The organism is Trinickia sp. Z7 (assembly GCF_056498045.1).
Genome location: NZ_JAUEQW010000008.1, coordinates 18,632 through 42,274 on the forward strand (window position 1 = coordinate 18,632; position 23,643 = coordinate 42,274).

The following is a 23,643-nucleotide window of genomic DNA, read 5'->3' on the forward strand; positions in this document are numbered from 1 at the left end:
GCGCGGCACGACGCTAGCATGTCCTTCGAATCCATATTCACGCGTCGCCCGCACATGAAATCCATTCTGAGCCGCATTATTCCGGTATCGTCCCCCGCGGCGGATGCCACCGCCAACTCGGAACGATCACGAGGTGCACCGGCGCGGGAAAACACGGCGCGGCCAAAGCGCGGAAGCATGCGCGATCGTTTCGCCCAACTACTCGATACCAAGAAGGTCCCGCACGCCCCCGCCGTCAGCGTGGAACGTTGGGACGAGGCTGCCGCGCTCGGCATTTGCGAGCGCTGGGCGCAGGCGCAACGCAGGCGGCCGTCCACCGTCGGACTGGCACGATTGCTGGCCCTGAACTTCGAGCGCGCCCGCCCGGAGACGATCCCCGCAGAGATGAAGGACCAGCGCTTGCTGCCCGAAGGTGCGAGCGCGGGCGATTACTACCGCGAAATGATCGCGACCTTCCTCGAGACAGCGGGGCTCGAAGATACCGAAGCCGTCCTCGACAGCTTCAAGACGACGGGGACAGGCGCCCTGCACCGGCAGCCGGTCACGGTATCGACCGCGGTCAACGGCGCCTTCAGCGTCGCGCAATTGGCCGCATCGGCACACATGCCCGCGAAAACCGCGCTCTCCGCCGTGCAAGTGCTGATGACGATGCTGACGACGGAGCTTGCTTTCGATTCGGCCAACGTGCGGTTTCGCAACTCGGGAACGGAAGAAATCATGCCGCTCGGCAAGGCCGATGCATCGCCTAGCGCCAAAACGGGGCCGAACGTTCTGCAAGCATCGAAACGGCTCGCATGGGAGTTGCACAAGGTCGGTCATGCCGTGCGCAAGATGGAACGCGCCAAGGCCGAACTGGACGAAGCGCGCACCCGCTTAGCGGACCCGAGCGCGACCGCGGAACAACGCCTCCAGGCGCAGAGCGATGTCGAGGCCGCCGGCCAAGCGCTCGCCATCGCCTACGCTCGCTTTTGCATGCGTTCGCAATTGAAGTCGGATTACAAGAGTGCGGCCGAAAGCGCGAAGATCGAATACGAGGGCAACAAGCGCGCTCTGGGGGTGAGCGTGGCATCGGGTGCGCTCGGCGTTACCACGACCGTGCTGGGCATCTTGACCCCGGTCGCCGTCACCGCTGCGGTGACGGCCGGCGCCACCGCCGGCGCGGTGGCCCTAGCGGCGGCGCTCTACGTCGGCTTTCAACTGAGTTCGGGACCGAGCAAAGACGGCGAGGCGAAAGCCAAGCGCGCCATCGTCGCGCTCGCAAAATCGCTCGACCTCTTCGGCGGGAACGCGGCCAAGCAGCAAAACGAACGCGCGCAAGCGTATCGCACCTACATTGCGCAAAAACGCGCGACCAACAAGCCCGAGGTGCGCAAACGAGCCAAGGCGCGCCTCGTCGCCGCGCTCGATGAGATCGCACGTCGCGATTTCATCGAGAACGACCTCGATCCGCTCGAGAATTGGAGCGAGTACGCCAAGCTTCGGCGCAGCATTGCCGACGCCGGCGAGGATCAAGCAACCGTCAACGAACTGGAAGAGGCGTTTGCAATGGCGCACTCGAATCAGTTCAAAGCCTCCACTGTTTCCGAAGCGTGGAAAACACCGGAACGCATGCGCTTCGACAGCATGGGACGCCTACTGCTCGGCAGCGTCACCGAATCGATCGTGTCGCTGCACGAATTCAATGCCAAAGCCGCACGCACTAGCACGCACGAGTCGAGACGTCAGACTCAGGCCAAGGCGCAGGTCCAAGCCGGCCGGCGCGCCAACGTCAAAGCCGCCTTGCGCGATTGGCTTCAGTTCGAACTCGCACAATCACGCATGAAAGCCGCGCTCGCGCAAGAGGACCCGGGCCGCGCGCACGCCGCGTTGCAAAGCGCCGCTTCGGCATTGACGGCCATCGAAAATGCCGAAGCGCGCGCATTGTTCGCCGGCGACGCGCGCAAACAGGTGGATGCGACCAAGCGCGCCAAAGCCATGGTGATCGGAGAACGCGAGCGCTATACGATGACCAATGCCGGCGCCACCGCCTTGGGAGGTCTCGTCAACGCGTTCGGCGCCACCGCGAGCCTCGGGTTGAATATACAAAAAGACGTGGCATTGAGCCACGGCGTGCATCCTCCATCGAAATACGGCGATCAGAACGATGCGCGCTTGCTCTCGCAAAGCACCGCGCCGATCACAGCGCCCTACTCGGCGGCCGAGCGCGCCAGGTTTCAGAAGACGGGGATGGCCAAGCTGGCGAGCACGATCGAGCGCAAGGGCGAGCCGGTCGTGAGCACACTCGATTTGCCCGCCGCCAATCCGGCGCTACTCGATCTGAACGATCGCCACTGTGACGCCGCGCTCGACACCCTCGTCGCGCAACTGGAGGCCAAGCGCGACATTCCCGATCAAATCGCGGTATCGGTGGGCGGCGTCGAACTCGCTTCGGCAAAGCTCAACGGTACGACGGGCTACTACAAATGGCGTTATCGGCAGGCATCCTTCGCAACGAAGGCCAAGTTCAAGACACGCCAAATGCGCATGATCGCCGACAGCGTCGGGATCTCGGTGATCTCGCCCATCGCGCAGATGGTCGCGCAATTGCCGCTGTCGAAAACGCGCGCAAGCGTCGATAAGGGTTTGGCGATGAGTACGGGCGTGCGCGATCGCTTGACGACGCTCGCAAAGCAACCGCAGCCGCCTGAAACGACGCCGACGCAACAAGACGAAGCGAAGGACGAGGCGACGCTCGAAGCGCAAACCCAAGCGCAGCCGAAAGCGCAGCCGAAAGCGCAACCGGAAGCGCAGTCAGACGTGCAACTTCAAGCGCAAACCGAAATGATTTCGATTCGATCCGAGGCGCCTGCAAACGAAGCGTCGACCCACGGCTCGTCCGCCGATCGCGATGCCGTCATCGTGAATGGCATCCATGCCAACACTGCCGCCAACGCCGCCGCCGATGCGAATATCGACGCCGACGTCGACCCACAGCCGCCCACCGCGCCCACCGCGCCCACCGGCGCGGAAGATTACCTCGCATCGTTCGACGCGCAATCGGCAGCGCTTGCGCTGCGCGACATTCCGGAGCTGGGCGCCAGCGCCCGCGCAACGCATCCGTCCGTCCCGGCTGCCGAACCGGAACGCGCATTCTCGGCTCGTCCCGCGCAAGCGGCGCTCTCCGCGCAAGAAAGCGACGAGCCGCGCGAATTGCAACGACAGCGTGACATGATGATGGGCGCCGGCCGCGATGAAACGTTGCGCTGGTTCCAACAGCGCGGCATTCGCGCCGCCGACAACAGCGGGCACGCCTCGATGGATTGTTTGATCATCTCGCTGCTCCAACATGCGACCGGACGCTATGACGAGCAAGATGAACCCGCGCTCGCGCGGCGCGCCGCGCACTACCGCGCCGCGCTCGCGCGAGACTATCCGGAAATCGAGCGCGGCGATCGCATGCTCTACGACGACGAACCGGCCGTTGCAGCGTTACTGCGCGGCATCAATCGCGACTACGGCGTCAGCATGAATCTTCAGTTGATCATGCCCAGCAGCGATGGGCCGGTGCGCTTTCAGGCGTCCGGACTGGGCGAGCACCCGGTCGGCGTCGCCATGTTCGGCAATCACTTTCAGGCCGTGCATCGACCAGCCGAGCGCGATCCGGGCCTGCTCGCAGGCGCTTCGCAGGTACGAGCATCGTCCCAGCACACCGCGTCGCTCGACCGGCAAAACTCGAGCTCTAGCGCGGATTCGACCGAAGCGGTGGCGGGCTCGCGCCGCTGGAACCTGCAAGTGCGCTTCGATGCCGATGCCAAGACGCACGACGGCGGCGCGAAGCCGGCCAGAACACGGGCGGACGACGCGCTCGCTCACCGGATAAAGGTCAATAAACGCGCAGAAACGCTGTATGAGCATCATCAACTGGCGCTGCCCAAAGATACGAAGAAGAAGCTGCGCTCGGGCGAATGGGCATTCGATGAAACGAAAGCGACGGGACGAGCGATACTCGAATCCTACAAAGCGATGGTCAAGCACGAGCATCGGGTATTGAAGACCGACGTCAAGACGCGGCGCGCTCACCTTCGGCAACTGGCCCAGGCGGAACGCTCGGACGACTCTTCAGCCGATTGACGGGCAAAAAATGGACGGCCGACACCGGCTTACCGCTCCGACCGCGTGCGCGCGATTTCAGCAGATCTTTATGAAGGAAATCCTGACACGTAAAGCAAGGATTTCCGACCTCAACTTTGCGCTTGTCCTTATCGAGCGCGCGCTCGCATCCGCGTAGCATGTGAATCACCGGCGCCGAAGCCATCGGCTCGGTTCGACGCAGCTCACGCCTCGATTCAAACGCATTTCAGGAGTACGCTCGCCATGACCATCTCTTTCGTCGATCCGGAGGCGCTCATGATGCCGCTCGAAGAGTTGGAGCTCGCGCAATGGATGCAGGCATGGTACAACCGCGCCCTCGACGACGGGCACATTCATCCGACCTACGAACCCGACTCGGCCACGATCGAACGCCTCGAAGCCTATTACAAGGTGGGATTGACGCCCGGCGAAGGCGTGGGGGTGCTGTTCGGTAAGCTGCATTGACGCGCGGCGGGCAAGCGTCACCGCCGCAACGTCTCGGCCCGGGCGCTCATTGCGCCGCCAAGCCATGCCGAATCGAATAGCGGAACAACTCCGCGTTGTTGGTAACGCCCAATTTCTGCATCAAACGCCGCTTGTGCGTGCTGATCGTCTTTGCGCTCAGCGCGAACGCTTCCGCAATATCGTTGACGCTGCGCCCGCTCGCCAGCAGGCGCAGCACTTCGAACTCGCGGTCCGATAGGATCTCGTGCGGCGGCACGTCCAACGAATGCCGCTCGAACACGACGGCATCGACCAGCGTCGGATCGATGAAGCGCCCCCCGCTTGCCAACTTGTGCACCGCCGCCAGCAGCACCTCGGGATCGCTGTCCTTCGTGACGTAACCGCTGGCTCCGGCGCGCAGCGCGCGCGATACGACCTGGGGCTCGTTGTGGATGCTGAGGATGAGGATCGGCATGTCCGGATATTCGCCATGCACGCGGCGGATCAGATCGACGCCGCTGATGCCCGGCATCGTGATGTCGAGCATCAGTAGGTCCACCTCCTTGCCGCGCAGCTTGGTCAATACGTCGGCGCCGCTCGCGGCTTCGTCGACGACCGTCACGTCGGCAGCCATCGCCATGATTTGCTTCAAGCCGCTGCGCACTACCGCGTGATCATCCGCGATGAGAGTTTTGATCATGTTCCATTCCGTTTTCGAGGGGAATGCAGATCGATATCACAGTGCCCGAGCCGGGGGCGCTATCGATTTGCAGGGATGCCCCCACCAGGCGAGCCCGCTCGCTCATGCCCAGTAGGCCGTAAGAGTCGCGCTTGTCGACCGTTGCCGGATCGAAACCGCAGCCGTCATCGCTCACGTTCAAGATGAGCTTCGATGCATCGCGCATCATCGTGACCAGCACGCGGGTGGCGCACGCGTGGCGCGCAACGTTCGTCATCGATTCCTGCACGACGCGGAACAGCGCCGTGGCGTGGGCGTCGCTGAGTTCGGGCTCGCCCGCGTTCGAGACGAGTTGGCAGACGACGCCGTTGCGCTTGCCGAAATCTTCGACAAGCCATTCGAGCGCCGATACCAGCCCGAAGTTCAGCGCCGCAGGACGCAAATGATTCGCGACATTGCGCACCATCAGCATGGTCTGCTCGACGAGATCGCGCATGGAGGCGACTCGCTTCAATAGCTCCGGCTCGCCGCCTACACGCATTTTGAGCAGCGATACGTCCATCTTCAACGCCGTCAGCAACTGCCCCAGCTCGTCGTGAATTTCGAGCGCGATGCGCTTGCGTTCCTCTTCGCGAATCGCCTCCATGTAGGCGCTCAACCGGCGCAGTTGCTCGCGCGAATGGACGAGCGCCTGCTCGATGCGACGGCGCTCCGTCACATCGCGAATGCCCACGTAGATCGCGGGTTCGTCTTGGAAGGTCGCCACCCGCGCGGTGATCGTCACCCAGAACGTCGTGCCGTCCAGCCGGCGCACGAGCACCTCGCTATCGCTGACATTGCCGCCCTGCCTCACGCGCTCGAGCAGCTTGGCGCGGCCATCCTGCTCGACGTAAAACGCATCGATGCTGACCTCGTGCTGCTGTGCTTGCGTCACCCCGAACAGCTCCCGCCATTGCTCGTTCGCGTAAAGCACGCGCGGCTCGGAAATCGCACCGATACAAAGCGGCACCGGGCTCGCCTCGACGATCTCGCGCAAGCGCGCTTCGCTCACTTTCAGCTGTGCTTGCGCACGTTCGCGCTCAGCGATCTCGGCACGCAGATCGTCGTTCGCACGCGCCAGCTGTTCGGTGCGGCGCGCCACGCGCAATTCCAGCTCGTCGCGGATGCGAGAAAGCTCGCGTTCCGCCTTCTGCCTGACTTCGACCTCTTGCTGCAATTGCCGGTTTTGCTCGACGAGCGTCAACTGCATTTCACGCATGGTCAGGTGCACGCCCATTCGCGCGATGACTTCTTCGATACGCACGGGCTTCGTGACGTAATCCACGCCCCCGGCGCGAAATCCTTCCACCATGTCGGCGATTGCGTCGGCTACCGTCATGAAGATGACGGGAATGTCGCGCGTCAGTTCGTCGGCCTTCAACTGCCGGCACGTTTCGAAGCCGTTCGCGCCCGGCATGTTGACGTCGAGCAAGATCAGCGCGGGCTGTGTGAAACGTGCGCGCGCGATCGCTTCGTTGCTGTCTTGCGCGATCAGCACACGAAAGCCGCGCTCGCCGAGCGTATCGACGACGAGACTGAGATTGGCCGGGGTATCGTCGACGATCAGAATCGTCGCCGCGCGTGCAGTGAAATCCATCATCGAGATCACGACGCTCGTCCCCCTTGCACGTGCCGCTCGACGAATGCGAACAGCGCCTTGGACTGATATGCGCGCGCTAGTGAACACAATGCCGAAGCGAACGGCTGGTAGCGCGCATCGCCGGCACATTGCGCATCGACCCAACTGCCCACGCCGCGCATATCGCCCATCCGTGCGAGCCGATGCAACTCGGCCATCGACTCGGCGGGCGGCGTCGCAAATAAGCGGTCCGAAGCCGGATCGAGCTCGGGCGCCGGAGCCGCATCCCGCGCACCATGGATCCATTCCAGCTCCAACAGCGTAGCCATTTCGGCCTGCAATCGCTTGAAGTCGACCGGCTTGGAGAGAAACGCGTCGGCTCCGGCCTCGAGCGTGTCGCCGATATCCGATGCGGACGAACTGGCCGACAACGCCACGATCGGAACGTCGCCGCGCACCGGCAGCGCGCGCACGCGGCGAATGAAGGCCCGGCCATCGACCTCGGGCATCACGATATCGGTGAGGATCAGCGAAACCTGTGAACGCTGCAGCGCGGCCAATCCTTCGATTGCCGAATCGGCCGCAATGACCTCGAAGCCGAGCCCCCGTAGGAAATCGGAAACGACGTCGCGATTGATCTGCACATCGTCGACCACCAGCACGGTGTGGCGCGGCCCCGCATACCCCGTCGCCACGCGCTCGCCGTCGGCGGCGAGCGCAAGCGTGCCGCCGTCGACCGCTGGCGGCAATTCGAAGCGAAACACGCTGCCGCGCCCCAACTCGCTTTCCGCGACGATCTCGCCGCCCATCGCGCGAACGAACTGCTGACTGATCGCAAGGCCCAAGCCGATGCCGCCGTCGCTGTTCGGCTTGCGCCTGCCTTGCTCGAACGGCAGGAACACGCGTTGTAGTTCGTCATCGCCGAGACCCACCCCCGTGTCGCGCACTTCGAAGCACGCGCCGCCCGATGACGCCCGCAGCACGCGAAGCTCCACGGTTCCATGCGCCGTGAATTTGATCGCATTCGTCAATAGGTTCAGCAGCACCTGTCCTAATCTGCGTTCGTCGGCGCGCACGCCCGCCGGCGCATTCGGCTCGATCGTGCAAACGAAGCGCAGCCCCTTCTCCATCGCCTTGACGACGATCATTTCGCGGATGGCGCTCACGGCCGCGGCGAGTTGAACGTCGCGGATCTCGACGCGCATGCGCCCGGCTTCGATCATCGCGAAATCGAGCACCTCGTGGATCAGCGCAAGCAACTGCTCGCCGCAACGCATCATGACGTCGACGGCCTCGCGCTGCGCCGGTCCCAGCGAGTCGTCGCGGCGCAACAGTTGCGCATACCCGAGAATGCCGTTCAACGGCGTGCGCAGTTCGTGGCTCATGCTCGCTAGAAAGGCGCTCTTGGCGCTGTTGGCCGCCTCCGCGGCTCGACGCGCCTCACGTTCGAGCGCCGCTTCGCGTTCGTCGAGATAGGCGCGATGCAGGCGCGAAGTCATGCCGTTGAGCGCGCAAACGACGCGGTCGAGTTCGTCGGGCACGCTGTGGGTGCGGCGCTCGAGCACGAGCGGCGTCGACAACTCGCGATGGTCGTAGCGCGCCACCGCGCGAGCGATCGCCGCCAAATGCCGCGTAACGAGCCGGTTCAACAACCAAGTGATGAACAACGCGACCAAGAACGTATTGGCGGCCTGGTTCACGAGAATGAGCGCCGCGGTGCGGGCCAGCGAGCGATACAGGTCGGCTAGCGTCGCTTCCACGTGCAGCGTGCCGATCAGTCTTTGCGCGCCGTCCACCTCATGCATGAGCGGAAAATCGTGCGAAATCGCCGTCGTGGCGCCCACGGGACGGCCGGCCGACACGACGAGCGGGTTCGCCCCGGGCTCGCGCACCTGCACGGCGCTGATGCCCTCGAGCCGAAGCATGCCGTCGAGCTCGAGCGTGAGCTGCGCTTGATCCAGGCGCCATAGCGCTTGCGCGACGCTACCGCCGTACACCCGGTCGACCTCCACGAGCCGCTGCGACACGAACGCTGCGCCCTGGCGGTACTCCCGATAAAGTTGCAGGGCCGTGAGTGCGACCGTGACGACGCAACTGAACAAAAAGACGATGACGAACAGCCGCAGCACGACACTTCCGCGCAAGCGCTCGATCACACGCCGTCCCGAGATCGATGGCGGGTTGTAATGGGTCATTGAACCATCGCCGCTGCGAGTTTCATCGCTCATGGAACCAATACTCGCTCGCGATCTCGCGATCGTCTTTGGACAAATAGCGATTGTCGAGGTGAATGATCTTTCGGTGCGCAATGCCGGCTGCATCCAGCGCCTCGCGAATCACGGGCTGCGAGTCGAACAACCGCTTGAACGCGCCGTCCCGATAGGCAGCCCGCAGTCCCGCCTCGATCGTCCGGGCGAGGCGTTCGTCGCGCTTGCTCGTATAAAAAATGAAATCGGAGCGGTAGACGAGCAGTAAATGCCGTTCGACCACTAGGTCCGGATTTTCGGCGCCGCGCGCTTTCAGTTCGCTCGCCGCTTCAACCACGCCGCGCGGAAAGTAGTCGATGCGGCCCGCCTGCGCCATCCTGAACAAGGAATCGTAAGTGGACGTTTCCACGCGCAATCCGGCATCGCGCAAAATGCCGGTATCCACCCATCCGAAGCCCTGCCCGGCGGTTAGCGATTTGAGTTGATCGAGCGTGTCGATCTTGTCGAAATCGGCCTGACGGTCTTTGCGGATCAACAACACGCGATAGCCGATCAAGCCGCGGTAGATCGGTATGCGAATGGGCCGTAGATTGGCCTCGTCGTCGGCCGACATGCTGGCCCAGTCGAGGTTGATCGCGCCCCCTTGGGCAAGCTCGCGCAATGCGCGCTCCCGCTGCATGACGTCATTCGACTGGCGAATCGTGTAGTCGGCGTGCGCCTCGCGCATCGCTAGCGCGAGCACCGCCTTGGCGTAGGCCGCCCTCGGGTCGTCCACGGTCGTGAGCCGCGGATAGACGATGTCGAAGCGCTCCGCGCGCACCTGCGGCGCGCCGAGTCCGGCCCCAGCCGCCATGAGCCACGCGGCCAACCGGCAACGCCAAAGCCGGGCGCGCGGCGTCGTCCGGCCACGACGGTTGCGGCGCAAAACGAACGACGGGTTGATCCTCGGCGGCACGGCGCAACTTCTGCTCAATATGTGGGACATGGCGACCACGAGCCGGCCGCCCGACGCTCGACGGTATCGATCTGCAACGCGAGCGTGTGACGATGCCGAGCATCTCACGATTACCGCGCGTTGAGAACGGGTGAATGGCGCAGACGCGCACGCAAGCTTACCGCCCCTCACCTAAGCGCTCCGTGAATTACCGCGCAGCACACGCGGACTGCACTGGCTCGACGAAACGCACGCCCGCGACCGTGTCGTGGCCGGCGGCCGGCCGCACACGCCCTATCGCGGGTTCGATGATCGGCAGCATGCAGTTTTGAATCAACCTCGTTCGCTGTTTCACCGTTGGTGCTCGTTCATGTCAAGAAAGTTGCGGCTATCGGCCGCCGATTCGATTCAAGCTGCACTTTGCCGCGATCTTGCCCTGCGTTTGGCTCGGAAAACGCGGATTAACATGTCAGAACATTCTGACACCGCAACTACGCCAAGCGCCGGGACGCCTTGTCGCCGGTGGGTTTGACGCCTCCGGACACCCCGGTTACCGGGCCTTCCACATTTTGGGACGGACGCATCCGCCGCCATCGAAGCGGGTACCTACGGACGAGACTTCATCGTCGAATGAAGCGGGACGCAGCCGAGGGCGTCCGTCGAGGGAAGCCGGGAACGCGATCGCTGCCGTCAGTGCGCGCGCCCGGTGGCGAAACGCCCGTCGCGAGAGGACGGGACGCTTCGATGGTTTCAGGTGCAACGACGCCAACGCACCGTGCGTGCAGGCGTCGCCGATTGTGGATATGCCGCTTCGTCGACGAAGCGCGCTGATTGGAGAACATCGTGCGATTCGCTCTTGTTACCGAGGACTCACAACTGGCAGCCGGCCTCGCGGATTGTTTCGCCGAAGAGGCCACCGCCGTCGATCCGTTCAGTGCCGAGCTAGCGCTTTTTCGCGCCATGCGCACCACAGCGTTCGATGCGGTGCTGATCGATGCCAAGAACAATTCGATGCTCGTCAATTCGCTGCTGTCTTGGCGCAACTGCAATGCGAACCTGTCCACGCCCGTCATCGTGCTCACGCCGTTCTCGGATTGGGCCGCGATGCTGCGATGGATCAACGCGGGCGCCACCGATGTGGCGAGCCGCTTCGATCTCGAGCAAGTGCGCCTGCGCGTGCATATCGCGCTGTGTCGCTGCAAACAAGAGTGCGGCGACGATGTGATCACGGTCGGCGCCTATACGCTGCGGCGCGATGTGGGCACCTTGACGATCGACGGCGAACCGGTCGCGCTGACGCCGCGCGAGTTCGCCATGGCGTGGCTCTTCTTTTCGAGCCCGGGCAAGTTCCTCAGCCGGGCCCAGATCGCGAGCAGCGTATGGGGTTCGTGCGAGGATGTCGCGGGCCGCTCGATCGAGCAGCATATCTACAAGTTGCGCCGGAAGCTGCGCCGCGCGGGATCCACCAGCGCCAATCTGAAGACGGTCTACGCGCTCGGCTACAAGCTCGACCTCGCGACCGACGCGGCGCCGGTCGAAGCCGCTGCCGCAGCGCCCACCGCATCGAGCCACATGCCCCGCGAGATGGCTTTTGCGGTCTCGACCGACGCGCCGCAGGGTTTGCAAGACGTGCCGCAAGCGACCGTCAAAGTGCCCGAAGCCCAGCCCTAACCGTTCCTTCGCTCGCTTTTATGGCATCGATCGTCGGGGCCGACGATCGATGCTTTCGCGCATTCAGCGTCGTTCGCACGTCAAAGTTCGCTCGCGGCGACTCCGAAGCGATCGACGCGATCGACGGCCTTTCTCTATTCCCAGTCTCACCTATTCGTTTCGCGGATGTCTCGTGGACTTCGCCGGCAGGCGCGCGCGCGCGAATCGCCGCCACGTATCGTACCAGCGAGCGATGCGCCATTGCCGCGGCGATCCGACAGGAACGTGCGCGGGCGCCTCGCCGCGCGGCGAAACATTCCCTCACCGCCGTCAGGCGGTGCAGACCCACATTCATGATCACGAGGCTATTCATGAGCGTATCGATCGACAATTCATTCGGCACGGGCGTGAACTCGCTCGATTTTTCGAGCCCGTCCCAGTCGAGCAACAATCCGGCGCAGCAGCTCGAACAAATTCTGGCCGAAGTCCTGCAAATGATCGAAGACCTGCTGCAACAGGCGATCCAAAAACAAAATGCCCAGACCGGCTTGGATTCGAAAGGCGGCGGCGGTGGCGGCATGCCCGACGCCGGCGGCGGCGCACCATCCGGGGCCGGAGGCGGCGGCGCGCCGTCCGGCGCAGGCGGCGCAGGCGGCGGCGCGCCCGACGCGTCCGGGGCCAGCGGCGCAAGCGGTCCGGCCGACGCCGCCAACGGCAGTCAGTCGAACTCGCTCGACTCGATGCTGCAGCAAATCGTGACCATGCTCCAACAACTCGAATCGCAGAACAGCCAAGCGGGCCAGAGCCAAAACAGCGACCAGATCCTGCAAATGCTGGGCGAAATCCTGAACATGCTCAAGCAAGAAATGGGTGGCGCGGGCGGCGGCGCTGGTGGCGCGGGTGGCGGCGGCGCACCGGGATCGGGTGCGACGGGCGGCCCAGCCGGCGCGGGTGGCCCCGATGGTGCAGGCGGTGCGGATGGAGCAGGCGGTGCGGGTGGCGCGAACCAACCGCCGTCGATCGAATCGATGCTCGCCGAAATCACGCAAATGCTTCAGCAATTGCAGTCGCAAGGCGGCCAATCGACCGGCGGCGGCAACGGCAATGCGGGCGGCGGCGCGACGCAAAGCGAACTGCAAATGCTTGGCGAAATCACGCAAATGCTCCAAAAGATCATGGATCAACAGAAAACCTCCGGAGCCGGCGGCATCTGATCGCAAGCGCAAGGAGCCGGCGCCAGCGCCGGCTCTTTCGATTGAACGGCACCATTTCAAGGAATCGCCATGGGACTCTTTTCACACATCAAGCATGCTTTCGAGCACGTCGGCCATGACATCGCGCACGCCGCGAAGGAAGTCGGCCATGGGCTCGAAACGGCAGGCAAGGATATCGCCAAAGTCGGCGAAGGCGTCGTCAAAGGCGTCGAGCAGGTAGGCAAAACCATCGTCAAGGACGCCGAGCACGTTGCCCAACATACGCTGGACGCAGCGGACGATCTCATCCACGGTCATCTGCAGAAAGCGTTGCATCAGGCAATGGAAGCCACCCAAGACCTCGCCAAAACGGCTTACGACGCGGGCACCGCCGGCGAGCAAGCCACCGTCGATTCGCTCGCTCACATGCATCTGAGCAAGAAAATGGACAAGGCGATGGGCAAAGCCGAAACAGGCATGCAAAAAATCGGCGAAGGCATCAAGACGGGCGTGGGCATGGTCGGCGAGCAGCTCGGCAAGGATGCCCGCACCGTCGGCAAAGATCTGGCCAAGACGGGCGGCGATCTGATTCACGGGCGTTGGCAGCAAGCGCTCGACGATACGGTCAAGACCGCTCAAGACGGCTTCAACACCGCCTATGACGCCGGCACGGCGCTGGGTCACGCCACCGTCGATTCGCTCGCGAACATGCATTTGAGCAAGGGCATGGACAAGGCCATGGGCAAGGTCGAAAAGGGATACGACACACTCGGCAAGGACGTCAAGTCGAGCGTCGACCAGGTCGGCGCCCAAGTCGTCAACGGCACGGAAAGCGCCATCAAGGATACGGTCCAAGCCGGTAAGGATGCCGTTCACGGCCACTGGGGCGCGGCGATGGGCGATCTGGGCAAGGCCGGGATGGATGCGGCCGAGGTCGCATCGGATCTGACGCCCGAAGGTGCGATGGCGGCCGTCGGCACGCAGATGCTGGTCAATGCGCACATCGGCAGCCAGCAACTCGACGCGGCCATTGGCGGCGCGCTGCACGGCAACGTCGCGCAGACCGTCAAGGGCGTGGTCAAGAACGTATCCGAGATGGAGGTGAGCAACGAGGCGCAGGACAAGCTCGGCTCGCTCGCGTCGAAGGTCATGCCCGCAGGCGGCTCGGGGTCCGGCTCGTCGTATGCCGAGGTTGCGGCAGGCGCTGCCCTGGGGATGGCCGGCAGCGGCGGCTTTTCGGGCGGCGGCAAGCGTTCGCGCACGTCGTTCGTGGGCGCCCCCGGCGGCTCGTCGAAGATGAACCTCTCGGAACGGTTCAGCACGATGGCGGGCCGCGGCAGCGGTCAAAGCCGCGGCGCCGAGGGCAAGCATGGCGCGACCGGCCCGGAGGACAAGAAAGAGAAAGAACAACAGCGCGCGGACAATGCGCAGAACGCGGCCGACAACACGGCAAATCGCGCCGCCAATGGCGCGAGCAGCGGCGATGACGCGCAGCTTCAACAGGCCATGCTCGAGCTGTTCATGCTGCAGGCGGGAATGAATCACAGCGACGGCGCGAAGAAGCGTCGCGCAATGCTGACGGGCGACGCCTAAACGTCTAAACAGCAGCGCTCGGCGTCGTTGCCAACGCCAGGACCGGCTCATCGTGCCGGTCTTTTTTTTGTTTGCTCGTCGGACGATCCACCCACGCCCACAAGAAAAAAGAGCGGGTCCGACGCCGGTCCCGCTCCCCTGCCTAGCACTCGAAGAACGTCGACGCCCGGTTAGTTCGCCGGTAAGTTCGTTAGGGATCCCAACTGTGCCGGCGGCACGCATCCGTCGCAAGGCGCGGCATCGTCCGGCGACGCCGATACGACTCGCGGCGTCAGCAAAAAGAGCCGTTGGAACTTCTGGCCTTGATGATGCTTGAAGCGGAACAGGCCGCCGATCAAGGGAATTTTCGACAGCACCGGAACGCCCGACTCGCTGCGGTCGTCCTGATCGACCGTGTAGCCGGCGATGAGCAGGCTCTGCCCTTGGTCGATCAATGCCTGCGTATCGATCGTGCTCTTGCTGACCACAGGAAGGTTTCCTACGTTCGAACTCGTCAGGTTGCCATCCTCGATATGCACGTCCAGCCGAATTTGCGGCTTGCCCTGATCCGCGACGATGCTCGGCAACACCCGCAGCGCCACGCCGGCCGACACGCTGTAGAGGCTGCCCGACTCGAAGCCCTGAACCGGAACATAGAACGTCTGCTTGTTGTCCATGACCGCTTCCATGTTGTCGAGCGTCGCCACCTTCGGGCTTGCCGTGATGCGTGCGTTGTCGGTTTGCTCGAGGGCGCTGATGCGGCTCAGCAGATATCGCCCCGTGCCGCCGATCACGGCCGTCAGCACACCGCCCGCCGGCGTGGCCGCAACCGCTGCCCCCGCCGCACCCGCCGCGGCGGACGAAAGCGTGCCGATCGATCCCGTCCCGCCAGCAGCCGGAAAGCCTTGCGGGTTGACCGAGTCCGGGTAGCCCGCCTGCGTGTTTTGGCCGTTCCCCGTTTCGAGGTCGAAGTGGCTCGAATGCAAACGCCAATCGACGCCAAGCTCCTTCAAGCCGGTTTCGGTGATCTCGATGATGCTTGCATCGATTTCCAGCACGCCCGGCCGCCGGTCCAGCGAAGCGATCAGTTTGGCCAGCGCCGGCATCGTGTCGGCATGCGCGCGCACGAGAATCGCATTGTTCCGAGCGTCGGCACGAATGATTGGGTCGTCCGAGCGCCCCGCATTCGACGCCGCGTCGCCTGCCATGCCAGCCGCGTCGCCGGGCAACGGCGGCATCGAGGCAAGCGCGTTCGCGCTTGCGCCCCCGCCTGCCTTGGCGCTAGCATCGCCGCCGCGCAAGCCCGTGGGTAAAGGCGGATTGATGTTCGGGCCCGCCCCCCCGTTGCGGGCGAATAGATCCGGCAGAGGCGGAAACGAACGGTCGCCCCCTGCCTGCGCCGGGCTACCGCCGTTGCCGCCGATAGCGCCCAGCCGATAAGCGTCGTCGCCCGGAGCCACCGGCGCTTGGCCTGCCCGCGCGTCGCCGTCGGCATAAAGGCTGCGCAGCGTGGAAGCGACACCGGGCACGACCACGGGCTGCCCGTTGATCATCAAGGTGCGATCCGTCGCCCATGCATAGTGAAGCCGGAACGAACGCACCTCGGGCGCATCGCTGCGCGCCACATCGTGATCGATCAAATGCGCGACGTCGGTCACGAGTTCGACCAAGCGTGGCGGGCCGGAGACGAGGGCCGTGCGCATCGCGTCGTCATAGAGCACCGGAAAACGCGGATCGGTCACCCCTAGCCTGGACAACGCGCCGCGTAAATCTGCCGTCGTGGCGTGCATGAGCCCGATCGTGGCGCTGCGCGCCTCGTTCGGCCCCGATACGCGCAGTACCGAGCCATCGAAGTACCAAGTGAAACCGAACGAATCCGACATGCGATCGAGAAAGCGCTGCGGCGTCTCGTCGAAGCGCCCCGTCACCACGCCGTCGACTTGCGGTGAAATCCAGGTCATCACGTTCTCGCTCGCGCCCAAATCCCGCAAGACCTCCTTGATGTCCTTGTGATCCGCGACGTACTGGAAGTGATTCGACTTCCAGGGAATCGTCCTCGCACATGCGGCGGGCCCTACCAGGCCCAGGCCGAGGCCGAGGCCGATCGACATCGCGCAGGCGAGCGCGTTCATGCGACGCACGCGTCGTGGTATTTTCATCACGTTTTGCTCCTGGCGGATGGCGGTATCAGCGCGAATACGTCACGATCGTCTCGGAAGGCGATTCGTTGAAATGCCTGCGATATCCCTTCGCCAGCGTGGAGCGGCTCTTCAAGCCCCACTTCGCCGCCGTGTCGTATATCGATGGCGCAGGCCCGTTTTCGTCGAGCAACGCTTCGCGTATCCCCTCGAGCCGCAGCGATCGAATCAAGCCGCAAGGCGTCACGCCCAGGGCGCGCTTGAATACGAGCTGGATCGTGCGCATCGTCACGTTCATCTCAGCGGCCACCTCGCGCGTGGTCAGATCTTCGCGATCGATGTTTTCGATGATGTACCGGTAGGCACGCCGATACTTCGCCGGCAAGCGCGCCGAAACGTCGTCGTTGACGGTTGCGGCGGCCGCGCGCGGACGGCTTGCGGTCCCATTGCGCAGCGTTGCCGTTTCATTGCGCAGGCACCGCAACGCTTCGGTGGTGTACTGCGAGTAGAACTTCAACGCGCGCACGAACTCGCCCCGGTGAGCGGCCACCTTCGCCATGCAATACAGATAGTCGAAATCGCGGTGCGGCCGCTCGCCAGCCGGCGGCAAACGGTCCATCATTTCCGCGGCCATGTCCTCCAGGCCGCCTGCCAATGCGGCCAGCACGATATCGAGGCAGGCACGAAATGCGAGCTCGGGGTTCATGGCGCTGCGCGCAATCCGAGCCGCAAGGACCGCCGCCGGCGCGTCGGCCTGCCCTTGCGCCAAGCGCTCGATAGCGTGCAGCTCCTCGATTCGCAACGCCAGCAACGCCGGACGCACGGCCACGGCGCAAGCCGGTTCGAGCCGCCCGCGCCTGCCCGCGGTCAGGGCGACATTGGTCAGCGCCGATTGCCAGAATGCGTTGTCGTCGAGCGCACGCGAAGCGCGAACCTGCAAGCGCACGTCGAACTCTTGCGACAGCAGATCGACGATAAGGCGAAAGCGAGGCTCGTCGAGCGTATCGGCCAGTTCGGCGGCTTCGAGAAGCGCATCGTCGGCTGCTTGCTGCTGCGCCAATTGATGATGCGAGAGCGCCATGCCGAGATACGCTTCGACGCGCTGCTCGACATCCGCTTGCGCTTCGCCCGCCACGCGCGCAAAGCCGCGCTGCGCGACGCCCAAGCGGCCGCGCAGCAACGAGATCCAGCCCGTGTTGCGGCACGACTGCGCCCGCAATTGATCGTCGTTTCGCCACACCATTTTCTGCGCACGGCGATAGAAATCTTCGGCTTCCTCCGGGTTGCCCCGCACTAGCGAGATATCGGCCAGCGCGGTCAACTCCTCGTTGCTGCGAGCGCGCGCCTGCGAATGAACACGCTCGCTCAGGTCGGCCGCATCGTCCACGGCGCAATAGGCCCGTGCAAAATCCCCGTCGAGGGCGGCGTTGCAATAGCGGGGCAGGCTCTTGCGAAACTTCAGTGCGGACAACAGGGCCAAATAGACGGTCGGATACATAGCTCGACACTCGCGTTGCTTGCCCGACAATTGGCGGCCGGTCGGGCTCGGGCCGCGCATCGGCATCATCGCTACTCGCGCGTGCCGGTGCTGTGCTGAGATCGATATTAGCCAGCATCGTTACGCGCAATTTCAACAATCTCAGCAACTACCACAACAATTCTCAATCAGAAAAAACAATCCTCCCCATAAGCGATCTCGATAGCGCCGCCCGATCGGCCCCAGGGCGCATTGGCGTGCCGACTTCGACCCGGCTCAACGCGCGCGACGATCGGGCGTAGCGCCGGCGAGCGCCGCTGCCTCTCGCGTAAATTGGTCGAGATGCAACGAGCCCAACACCTGCTGCGCAAACACGCCGATCAGAAAGATCAGCATCAGCAACCCGATGGCGCCACGCATCGGTTGGCTCAAGGCCGACGGTTCCAGCTTTTCTGCCGCACGCGCGAGAATGCCGATCGACAAATCGACGAGGATCAATGCGAGCATGACCGGCGTGCCGAGCTTGACGGTGGCGGCCATGATCGAATCGGTGCGCGCGATGATGAAGCTTTGCGCCACGTCCGACATTGACGGTGTGAGCGATACGAGCGGCCACCACTTGAACGATTCGAACATGGCGCCTAGCAAAAACGTCATGCCGCCGCCCACGTAGAACAGCGCGACGGCCATCTGCAGCAGCGTGTTCGAGATCGGTGTGCTTTGATCGCCGCGCAGAGGATTGTTCATTTGCACGCTGTTGTAGCCTGCTAGATCGTCGATCAACGTGCCGACACACTGCGCAACGAAGAAGACGGTGGACGCCGCATAGCCGAGCACCGCGCCGAGGAACATCTCCTTGACCGAGATCATCAGCAATTGCGCCGAGTTCACGCTGTCGAAGTAATGCGCAGGCTGCGCGGCGGCGACGAAGAAGGCCAGGACATAAATGACACCGTTACGGGCCATGCCGGGCAGCATGTCCCCGCTCGTGGGCGGAAAGATCTGGAATGCGACTGCGATGCGGGCCGCGCTCAACGCGAGCGTCAAAAAGAACCCCTGATATTCGTTGAAGACATCTGCAAGCAGGCGCCCGGCGTGCAATCCCTCGTACATCTCATGCTCCTCGGTGAACGCGAGCCGCGGCGGTTTCGCCCGCCTCCTCGTCGTTGCGATCTTCGGTGCGCCGCTCGGCGGCCGCTTGCGCGCGCTGCAATTGCTCACGCGCCGCTTCCAGCGATGCATCGGCGCGGCGCAACGCCATGCCGAGCCGGTCGACGATCTCTTGTTGGCTCTGCGCCGCCTGAACCGCGCGCCGCACGACCGCGCGCGCCTCGTCCACCGCCTCGCGCAGCGGCGTGCGGTAGCGGTCGTGGTCGAGATAGACGGTGGGCGACAACCGCTCGGCACCGCTGAGCAATCGAGCAATGCGCGCTTCGTGCTCGAGCCGGCGCGCGCTGGCCGCCTCGAGCGCCTCGTTGGCCTGCTCGGTGGCGTCGATCAGCGCCAGGTGATGGCGGCGCGCGTCGGCCAATTCGCGCTCGACGCGCTCTTTGGCACGAGCTTTAGCGACCACCACGGTTTTCCAGATGCGCAAGGCGGCCCGGCTCATGATCGAGGCTCGCCTACGTCTGGCCGAAGCCGCTCAACAGATCGCGCGTCTCGTCCAGATCCGCCAATTCGTCGGTGCGTTGACGCACGAAGGCTTCGATGTCCTCGTTCATCGCGATCGCTTCATCGGCGTGCGGGTCGGAGCCGCTCTTGTATTCGCCGATCTGCAGCAGCATTTCGATCTCGTCGTACTTGGCCATCAGCCGGCGCACGCGCGCCGCGCCGGCGCAGTGCTCGGCCGATGCCACCTGAGACATGACCCGGCTCAAGCTGCCCAGTACGTCGATGGCCGGATAGCGATTGCGCGCGGCGATCTTGCGCGACAGGATCAAGTGGCCGTCGAGAATCCCCCGCACCTCCTCGCTGATCGGATCGCCGCCCTCTTCATCGTCGGCCAGCACGGTATAGAGCGCCGTGATCGAGCCCTCGCGCCCCATGCCCGCGCGTTCGAGCAAGCGCGGCAACTCGGCGAAGACCGACGGCGGGAAGCCGCGCCGCGTCGGCGGCTCGCCCGCGGATAAACCGATCTCCCGCTGCGCGCGCGCGAAGCGCGTCAGCGAATCCATCATCAGCAGGACGCGTTGTCCACGATCCCGGAAATATTCGGCGATGGCCGTGCCGACGTGGGCGGCCTTCGCGCGCTCGATCGACGAACGATCGGATGTTGCGCAGACGACGATGCTGCGCGCCATGCCCGCTTCGCCCAAGATCAGTTCGATGAACTCGCGCACTTCCCGACCGCGCTCACCAATCAGCACGATTACGTTGACGTCGCAGGCCGTGCCGCGCGCGAGCATGCCGAGCAACGTGCTTTTACCGACCCCCGCGGGCGCGAAGATGCCCATGCGCTGGCCCTCGCCCAGCGCCATCAAGCCATCGATCACGCGTACGCCGGTGCCCAACTGCATCTCGATCATGCGTCGCTCGAGCGGATCGGGGGCCGGTGCGAAGACGGGCACGCGGCGCTCGGCGTCGACCGGCCCGCGCCCATCGGTGGGCTCGCCCAACCCATCGAGCACGCGGCCGAGCAGGCCGGGCCCGACCGGGACAGAAAGCGGCTCGCCGCTACCCGTCACCCGCGTGCTGCGCGATACGCCGGTCATGCTGCCAAAAGGCGCCAGCAATACGTATTGCCGAGCGATGCCCACGACCTCGGCGCGCTGCATCAAAGTGCCGTCCGGACGCCACAGCTCGCACAGCTCGCCGAGCTGCGCATCGAGCCCGCCGACCTTGATCAGCGTGCCGACCGCTTCGAGCACCTTGCCATAGCGTTCGAGCGACGCGCTGGCCCCCAGCGCCGTTTCCAAGCGGTCGGCCAAGCGGACGATCGTGCTCATCTCATTGCTCCGTAACGCCCGCGCCGTTTGCCAGCGCGCGTTCCAGGCCCGCCAGTTGCGCCCGCAGATTGGATTCGACGACCCCGTAGTCCCATTCGCAAATACAAACGTCTTCGTCCAATTCGTCGTTCACGACCACTTCGAGATTCAGCGGCGGCGTGGCCTCGCACGCGAGTTCTCCGAACAAGCGCTGGGCACGCGCGGCGTTCGCCGGGCAGACGATGACGGTCAAATGCGCCGCATCTTCGATCGATCGTGCGACGGCCTGGGCGACCCGCCGCATCAACGCATCGCGATCGGTTTCGGCCACCACCTGCTCCACCGCCTTCATCACGAGCCGCGCTAGCCGTTCCGAGGACGCTTGCAGCTCTTCCTGCTCGCTGCGCGCCATCGCGACGAAGCGCGCGTGCGCTTGCGCGACGGCGCGGCGATGTCCGGCCGCGTATCCCAGCCGCGCGCTGTTGTCGAACTTGCGCCGCGCCGCCTCGACGAACGCGTCGGCCTCCCGGCGCGCGGTCTCGACCAATTCTCGGGCGCGCTCCGTGGCCGCATGCATCGTCGCGTGCACGATCTCATCGAGCGCGGCCAGCGCATCGCTCAATTCGAGCACGCGCGCCATGTCGTTCGCGCGCACGACGTCCGTATCGAGGGCGATCACCTTCGGTTGGGTTTTCAACCAAATAGCCATTGAAGCTCCGGAAACAAATCACCTGCGATGGAAAAGAAGCGGCTCGTATCGCTCAAGCTCGCGTTCACTTTCACGTCCACGTCCACGTTCACGTTCACGCCGTCGCTCCCGCTCCGGCTCGACGAACGCGCACCATCGGCAGCGCGAGCGTGCGTGCGCACCGGCTCGTCGATTGCCGCCGCACAGGCTTGCCGCCATGCTTCATCGCCCGCGAGTTGGGCCAAACTCAACCGGACGATGGTGACCAACGTCGCGTTGCCGCATGCGCCGTCTTGCGCTATCGAGCGCCAACCCAGGTGCGCGAGCGCGTCGGCCGATAGCGCACTCGGCAACGGCTCGTCGAATGCGCCAGGGCAGGTCCGATCCTCCAATCGCGCGAGCGCCTGCTTACCCACGGCGAGCGTCAGGGCGCGCCGCTGCTCGCGATCGATGCAGCGGCGCACGCTATCGCGGCAACGGAACAGCGCGCGCGCGGCAAGCACACGGCGCAGCGCCGGCGGCTCGAGGATCGCCACGCGATTGCCCGGTTGCAAGAACGCGTCGAGCGGCACGGCCGTCGCAAACCAAATGCGCTTAGCGGCCGCTGTCGCAATGGCAAGCGCCCGCGCGTCGCGCTCGTCCCACTCCCGCTCGTGCGGCGGCGCAGGTAGCGGCCGCCCCGGCAGCACCCCTGACTGCGCCAGCGCGCGAGAGAGGTCCGACACGCGCCCCTCGAAGCCGCTCAGCATCCGAACGAGCGGATGATCCGCTGGGGTCATGACGCCGCCGCGCGCTTGGGCACACGGTCTTTGAGGCGCTTCACCCAGCGCAGAGGCGCGCCATCTTTCAACGTCCGCGGCATCGCTGTCAGCGCTAGCGCCAGCGCACCGGCTAGGATGCCGAACACCGCTGCCGCCGCCATCCATACGATCGGTAGGCGCCCGGCCCACCCCGGCGCGGCGGCGGGCACAGGTGCAGGCTCGCTCGCCTGCACCAGCGTTACGCTGACGTTGTCGTAGGCCAGCCCCTCCACGCTGTGGACGACGAGGTTCTTGATGCTGGGCACGAGCGCCTGCACATCGGTGCCGGGCCGATACTTGATGAACACGGCCGCGGACGATGGCTTCACGACGTTCGACAATGGATCGTTGTTCGGCAGCACGATCTGCACTTGAGCGAATGCAACCCCATCGACGCGCGAGAGCGTCTCGGAAAGCTGCTGCGACACGCCGTAGATGAAACGCACGCGCTCTTCGATCGGCGTGGAAATCAACCCATCCTTCTTGAACAACTCGCCAAGCGAGGTATATCGCTCATGCGGCAGTCCATGGGCGCGCAACACCTCCATCGAGCGCGCGAATTCGTCGCCATCGACTGCGACCGACCAGGTCTTGCCGCCGTCCGGCGACGATTTGCTCGCCTCGATACCGGCCTCGATCAACACGCGCATCAAATCGTTCGCGTCTTGCTCCGATAGTTGCGCATACAACTGTTTGCTGCATCCCGCAAGCAGCGCGGCGCCCACCACGGCGATCGCGATCATGCGCAATATGTTCGGAAACCGGCGCATCGCGCTCTCCCGTCATTGATTTTTCATCAGAGTCTGCACGGTGCTTTTGCCGCCTTGCGCGACTGCCGTGCCCGTGTAGATCTTCACCATTTCCTCGGTGATTTCGCGCTGGATTTGCAGCGACTGCGCTTGCACCTGCTGCAGCGACATATCGCCGCTCGTTGCCTCGAAGGCGTCGATCTTCGCGGTCAGCGCGCCGAACGCTTCGTCTTGCATCGCCACCGCTTGCGACACCGTCGAAGGCCCCTGTATGCGCCCGGCTTGCTCGGGTACTAGCCGAGCTTGCGCGAGCGCCTCGCGAAAGCGCTCGCCAAGGCCGCCGGGCGCCTGCGCGCCGAAAGAGGATTGGGCGACGCCTCCCGCTTCGCCGGTCGCTTGCGTGGCAGATAGCGGAACGGGCGGCGCAATTGCCGTGATTGCGGAAGTCATGAGGAGCCCC

Annotated in this window: 18 protein-coding genes; 5 read left to right on the forward strand and 13 right to left on the reverse strand. The window is 64.5% G+C overall.

Annotated features, from left to right (window positions below):
- The first annotated feature begins 177 nt into the window (after positions 1–177).
- Together QQS38_RS15295 and QQS38_RS15300 are read left to right on the forward strand one after the other, a co-directional pair.
- The gene (locus QQS38_RS15295) at positions 178–4,110 is read left to right on the forward strand and encodes a type III effector protein (RefSeq protein ID WP_479646220.1); all 3,933 of its coding nucleotides are present in this window, start codon (positions 178–180) and stop codon (positions 4,108–4,110) included.
- A gap of 243 nt (positions 4,111–4,353) precedes the next feature.
- Positions 4,354–4,575 (forward strand): hypothetical protein, encoded by a 222-nt coding sequence (locus QQS38_RS15300; protein WP_479646221.1) that lies wholly within the window; start codon positions 4,354–4,356, stop codon positions 4,573–4,575.
- Positions 4,576–4,621: 46 nt separating this feature from the next.
- On the opposite strand, the gene QQS38_RS15305 is transcribed toward QQS38_RS15300, so the two are convergent.
- Genes QQS38_RS15305 through QQS38_RS15320 form a run of 4 tightly spaced genes read right to left on the reverse strand, consistent with a single transcriptional unit; the run spans position 4,622 to position 10,043 of the window.
- The gene (locus QQS38_RS15305; protein WP_479646222.1) at positions 4,622–5,254 is read right to left on the reverse strand and encodes a response regulator; all 633 of its coding nucleotides are present in this window, start codon (positions 5,252–5,254) and stop codon (positions 4,622–4,624) included.
- The gene (locus QQS38_RS15310) at positions 5,229–6,872 is read right to left on the reverse strand and encodes a response regulator (protein ID WP_479646223.1); all 1,644 of its coding nucleotides are present in this window, start codon (positions 6,870–6,872) and stop codon (positions 5,229–5,231) included. Before QQS38_RS15310 ends, QQS38_RS15305 begins: the two co-directional genes overlap by 26 nt.
- Positions 6,873–6,877: 5 nt before the next feature.
- The gene (locus QQS38_RS15315) at positions 6,878–9,079 is read right to left on the reverse strand and encodes a hybrid sensor histidine kinase/response regulator (protein ID WP_479646224.1); all 2,202 of its coding nucleotides are present in this window, start codon (positions 9,077–9,079) and stop codon (positions 6,878–6,880) included.
- A complete protein-coding gene (locus QQS38_RS15320) occupies positions 9,069–10,043 on the reverse strand; it encodes a hypothetical protein (protein ID WP_479646225.1) in 975 nt (324 codons plus the stop codon). The genes QQS38_RS15315 and QQS38_RS15320 overlap by 11 nt, the downstream gene beginning before the upstream one ends.
- A gap of 792 nt (positions 10,044–10,835) precedes the next feature.
- Between QQS38_RS15320 and QQS38_RS15325 the strand changes: the two genes are divergently transcribed.
- From QQS38_RS15325 to QQS38_RS15335, 3 genes are all read left to right on the forward strand, one after another.
- Positions 10,836–11,663 carry a response regulator transcription factor gene (locus QQS38_RS15325; protein WP_479646226.1) on the forward strand — a complete coding sequence of 276 codons (828 nt, stop codon included), beginning with the start codon at positions 10,836–10,838 and terminating at the stop codon, positions 11,661–11,663.
- 350 nt (positions 11,664–12,013) lie between these two features.
- Positions 12,014–12,856 (forward strand): hypothetical protein, encoded by an 843-nt coding sequence (locus tag QQS38_RS15330; protein ID WP_479646227.1) that lies wholly within the window; start codon positions 12,014–12,016, stop codon positions 12,854–12,856.
- Positions 12,857–12,925: 69 nt separating this feature from the next.
- Positions 12,926–14,428, forward strand: coding sequence for a hypothetical protein (locus tag QQS38_RS15335; RefSeq protein ID WP_479646228.1), 1,503 nt, complete (start codon positions 12,926–12,928; stop codon positions 14,426–14,428).
- A 170-nt stretch (positions 14,429–14,598) separates the two neighbouring features.
- On the opposite strand, the gene sctC is transcribed toward QQS38_RS15335, so the two are convergent.
- From sctC to QQS38_RS15380, 9 genes are all read right to left on the reverse strand, one after another.
- A complete protein-coding gene (gene sctC / locus QQS38_RS15340; RefSeq protein ID WP_479646229.1) occupies positions 14,599–16,566 on the reverse strand; it encodes a type III secretion system outer membrane ring subunit SctC in 1,968 nt (655 codons plus the stop codon).
- 28 nt (positions 16,567–16,594) lie between these two features.
- A complete protein-coding gene (locus QQS38_RS15345) occupies positions 16,595–18,112 on the reverse strand; it encodes a helix-turn-helix transcriptional regulator (protein WP_479646230.1) in 1,518 nt (505 codons plus the stop codon).
- A 186-nt stretch (positions 18,113–18,298) separates the two neighbouring features.
- On the reverse strand, positions 18,299–19,135 hold the full coding sequence (gene sctT / locus QQS38_RS15350) for a type III secretion system export apparatus subunit SctT (RefSeq protein ID WP_479646231.1): 837 nt from the start codon (positions 19,133–19,135) through the stop codon (positions 18,299–18,301).
- Position 19,136: 1 nt separating this feature from the next.
- On the reverse strand, positions 19,137–19,631 hold the full coding sequence (locus QQS38_RS15355; RefSeq protein ID WP_479646232.1) for a hypothetical protein: 495 nt from the start codon (positions 19,629–19,631) through the stop codon (positions 19,137–19,139).
- 13 nt (positions 19,632–19,644) lie between these two features.
- The gene (gene sctN, locus QQS38_RS15360; protein WP_479646233.1) at positions 19,645–20,967 is read right to left on the reverse strand and encodes a type III secretion system ATPase SctN; all 1,323 of its coding nucleotides are present in this window, start codon (positions 20,965–20,967) and stop codon (positions 19,645–19,647) included.
- A gap of 1 nt (position 20,968) precedes the next feature.
- Positions 20,969–21,655: a type III secretion system stator protein SctL gene (sctL, locus tag QQS38_RS15365; RefSeq protein ID WP_479646234.1), complete on the reverse strand. Its 687-nt coding sequence runs from the start codon at positions 21,653–21,655 to the stop codon at positions 20,969–20,971.
- Positions 21,640–22,413 (reverse strand): type III secretion protein HrpB4, encoded by a 774-nt coding sequence (locus QQS38_RS15370; protein WP_479646235.1) that lies wholly within the window; start codon positions 22,411–22,413, stop codon positions 21,640–21,642. The genes sctL and QQS38_RS15370 overlap by 16 nt, the downstream gene beginning before the upstream one ends.
- Complete coding sequence (gene sctJ / locus QQS38_RS15375; RefSeq protein WP_479646236.1) at positions 22,410–23,177, reverse strand: type III secretion system inner membrane ring lipoprotein SctJ; 768 nt, start codon at positions 23,175–23,177, stop codon at positions 22,410–22,412. Before sctJ ends, QQS38_RS15370 begins: the two co-directional genes overlap by 4 nt.
- A gap of 39 nt (positions 23,178–23,216) precedes the next feature.
- A complete protein-coding gene (locus QQS38_RS15380) occupies positions 23,217–23,633 on the reverse strand; it encodes a hypothetical protein (protein ID WP_479646237.1) in 417 nt (138 codons plus the stop codon).
- Between the last annotated feature and the right edge of the window lie 10 nt (positions 23,634–23,643).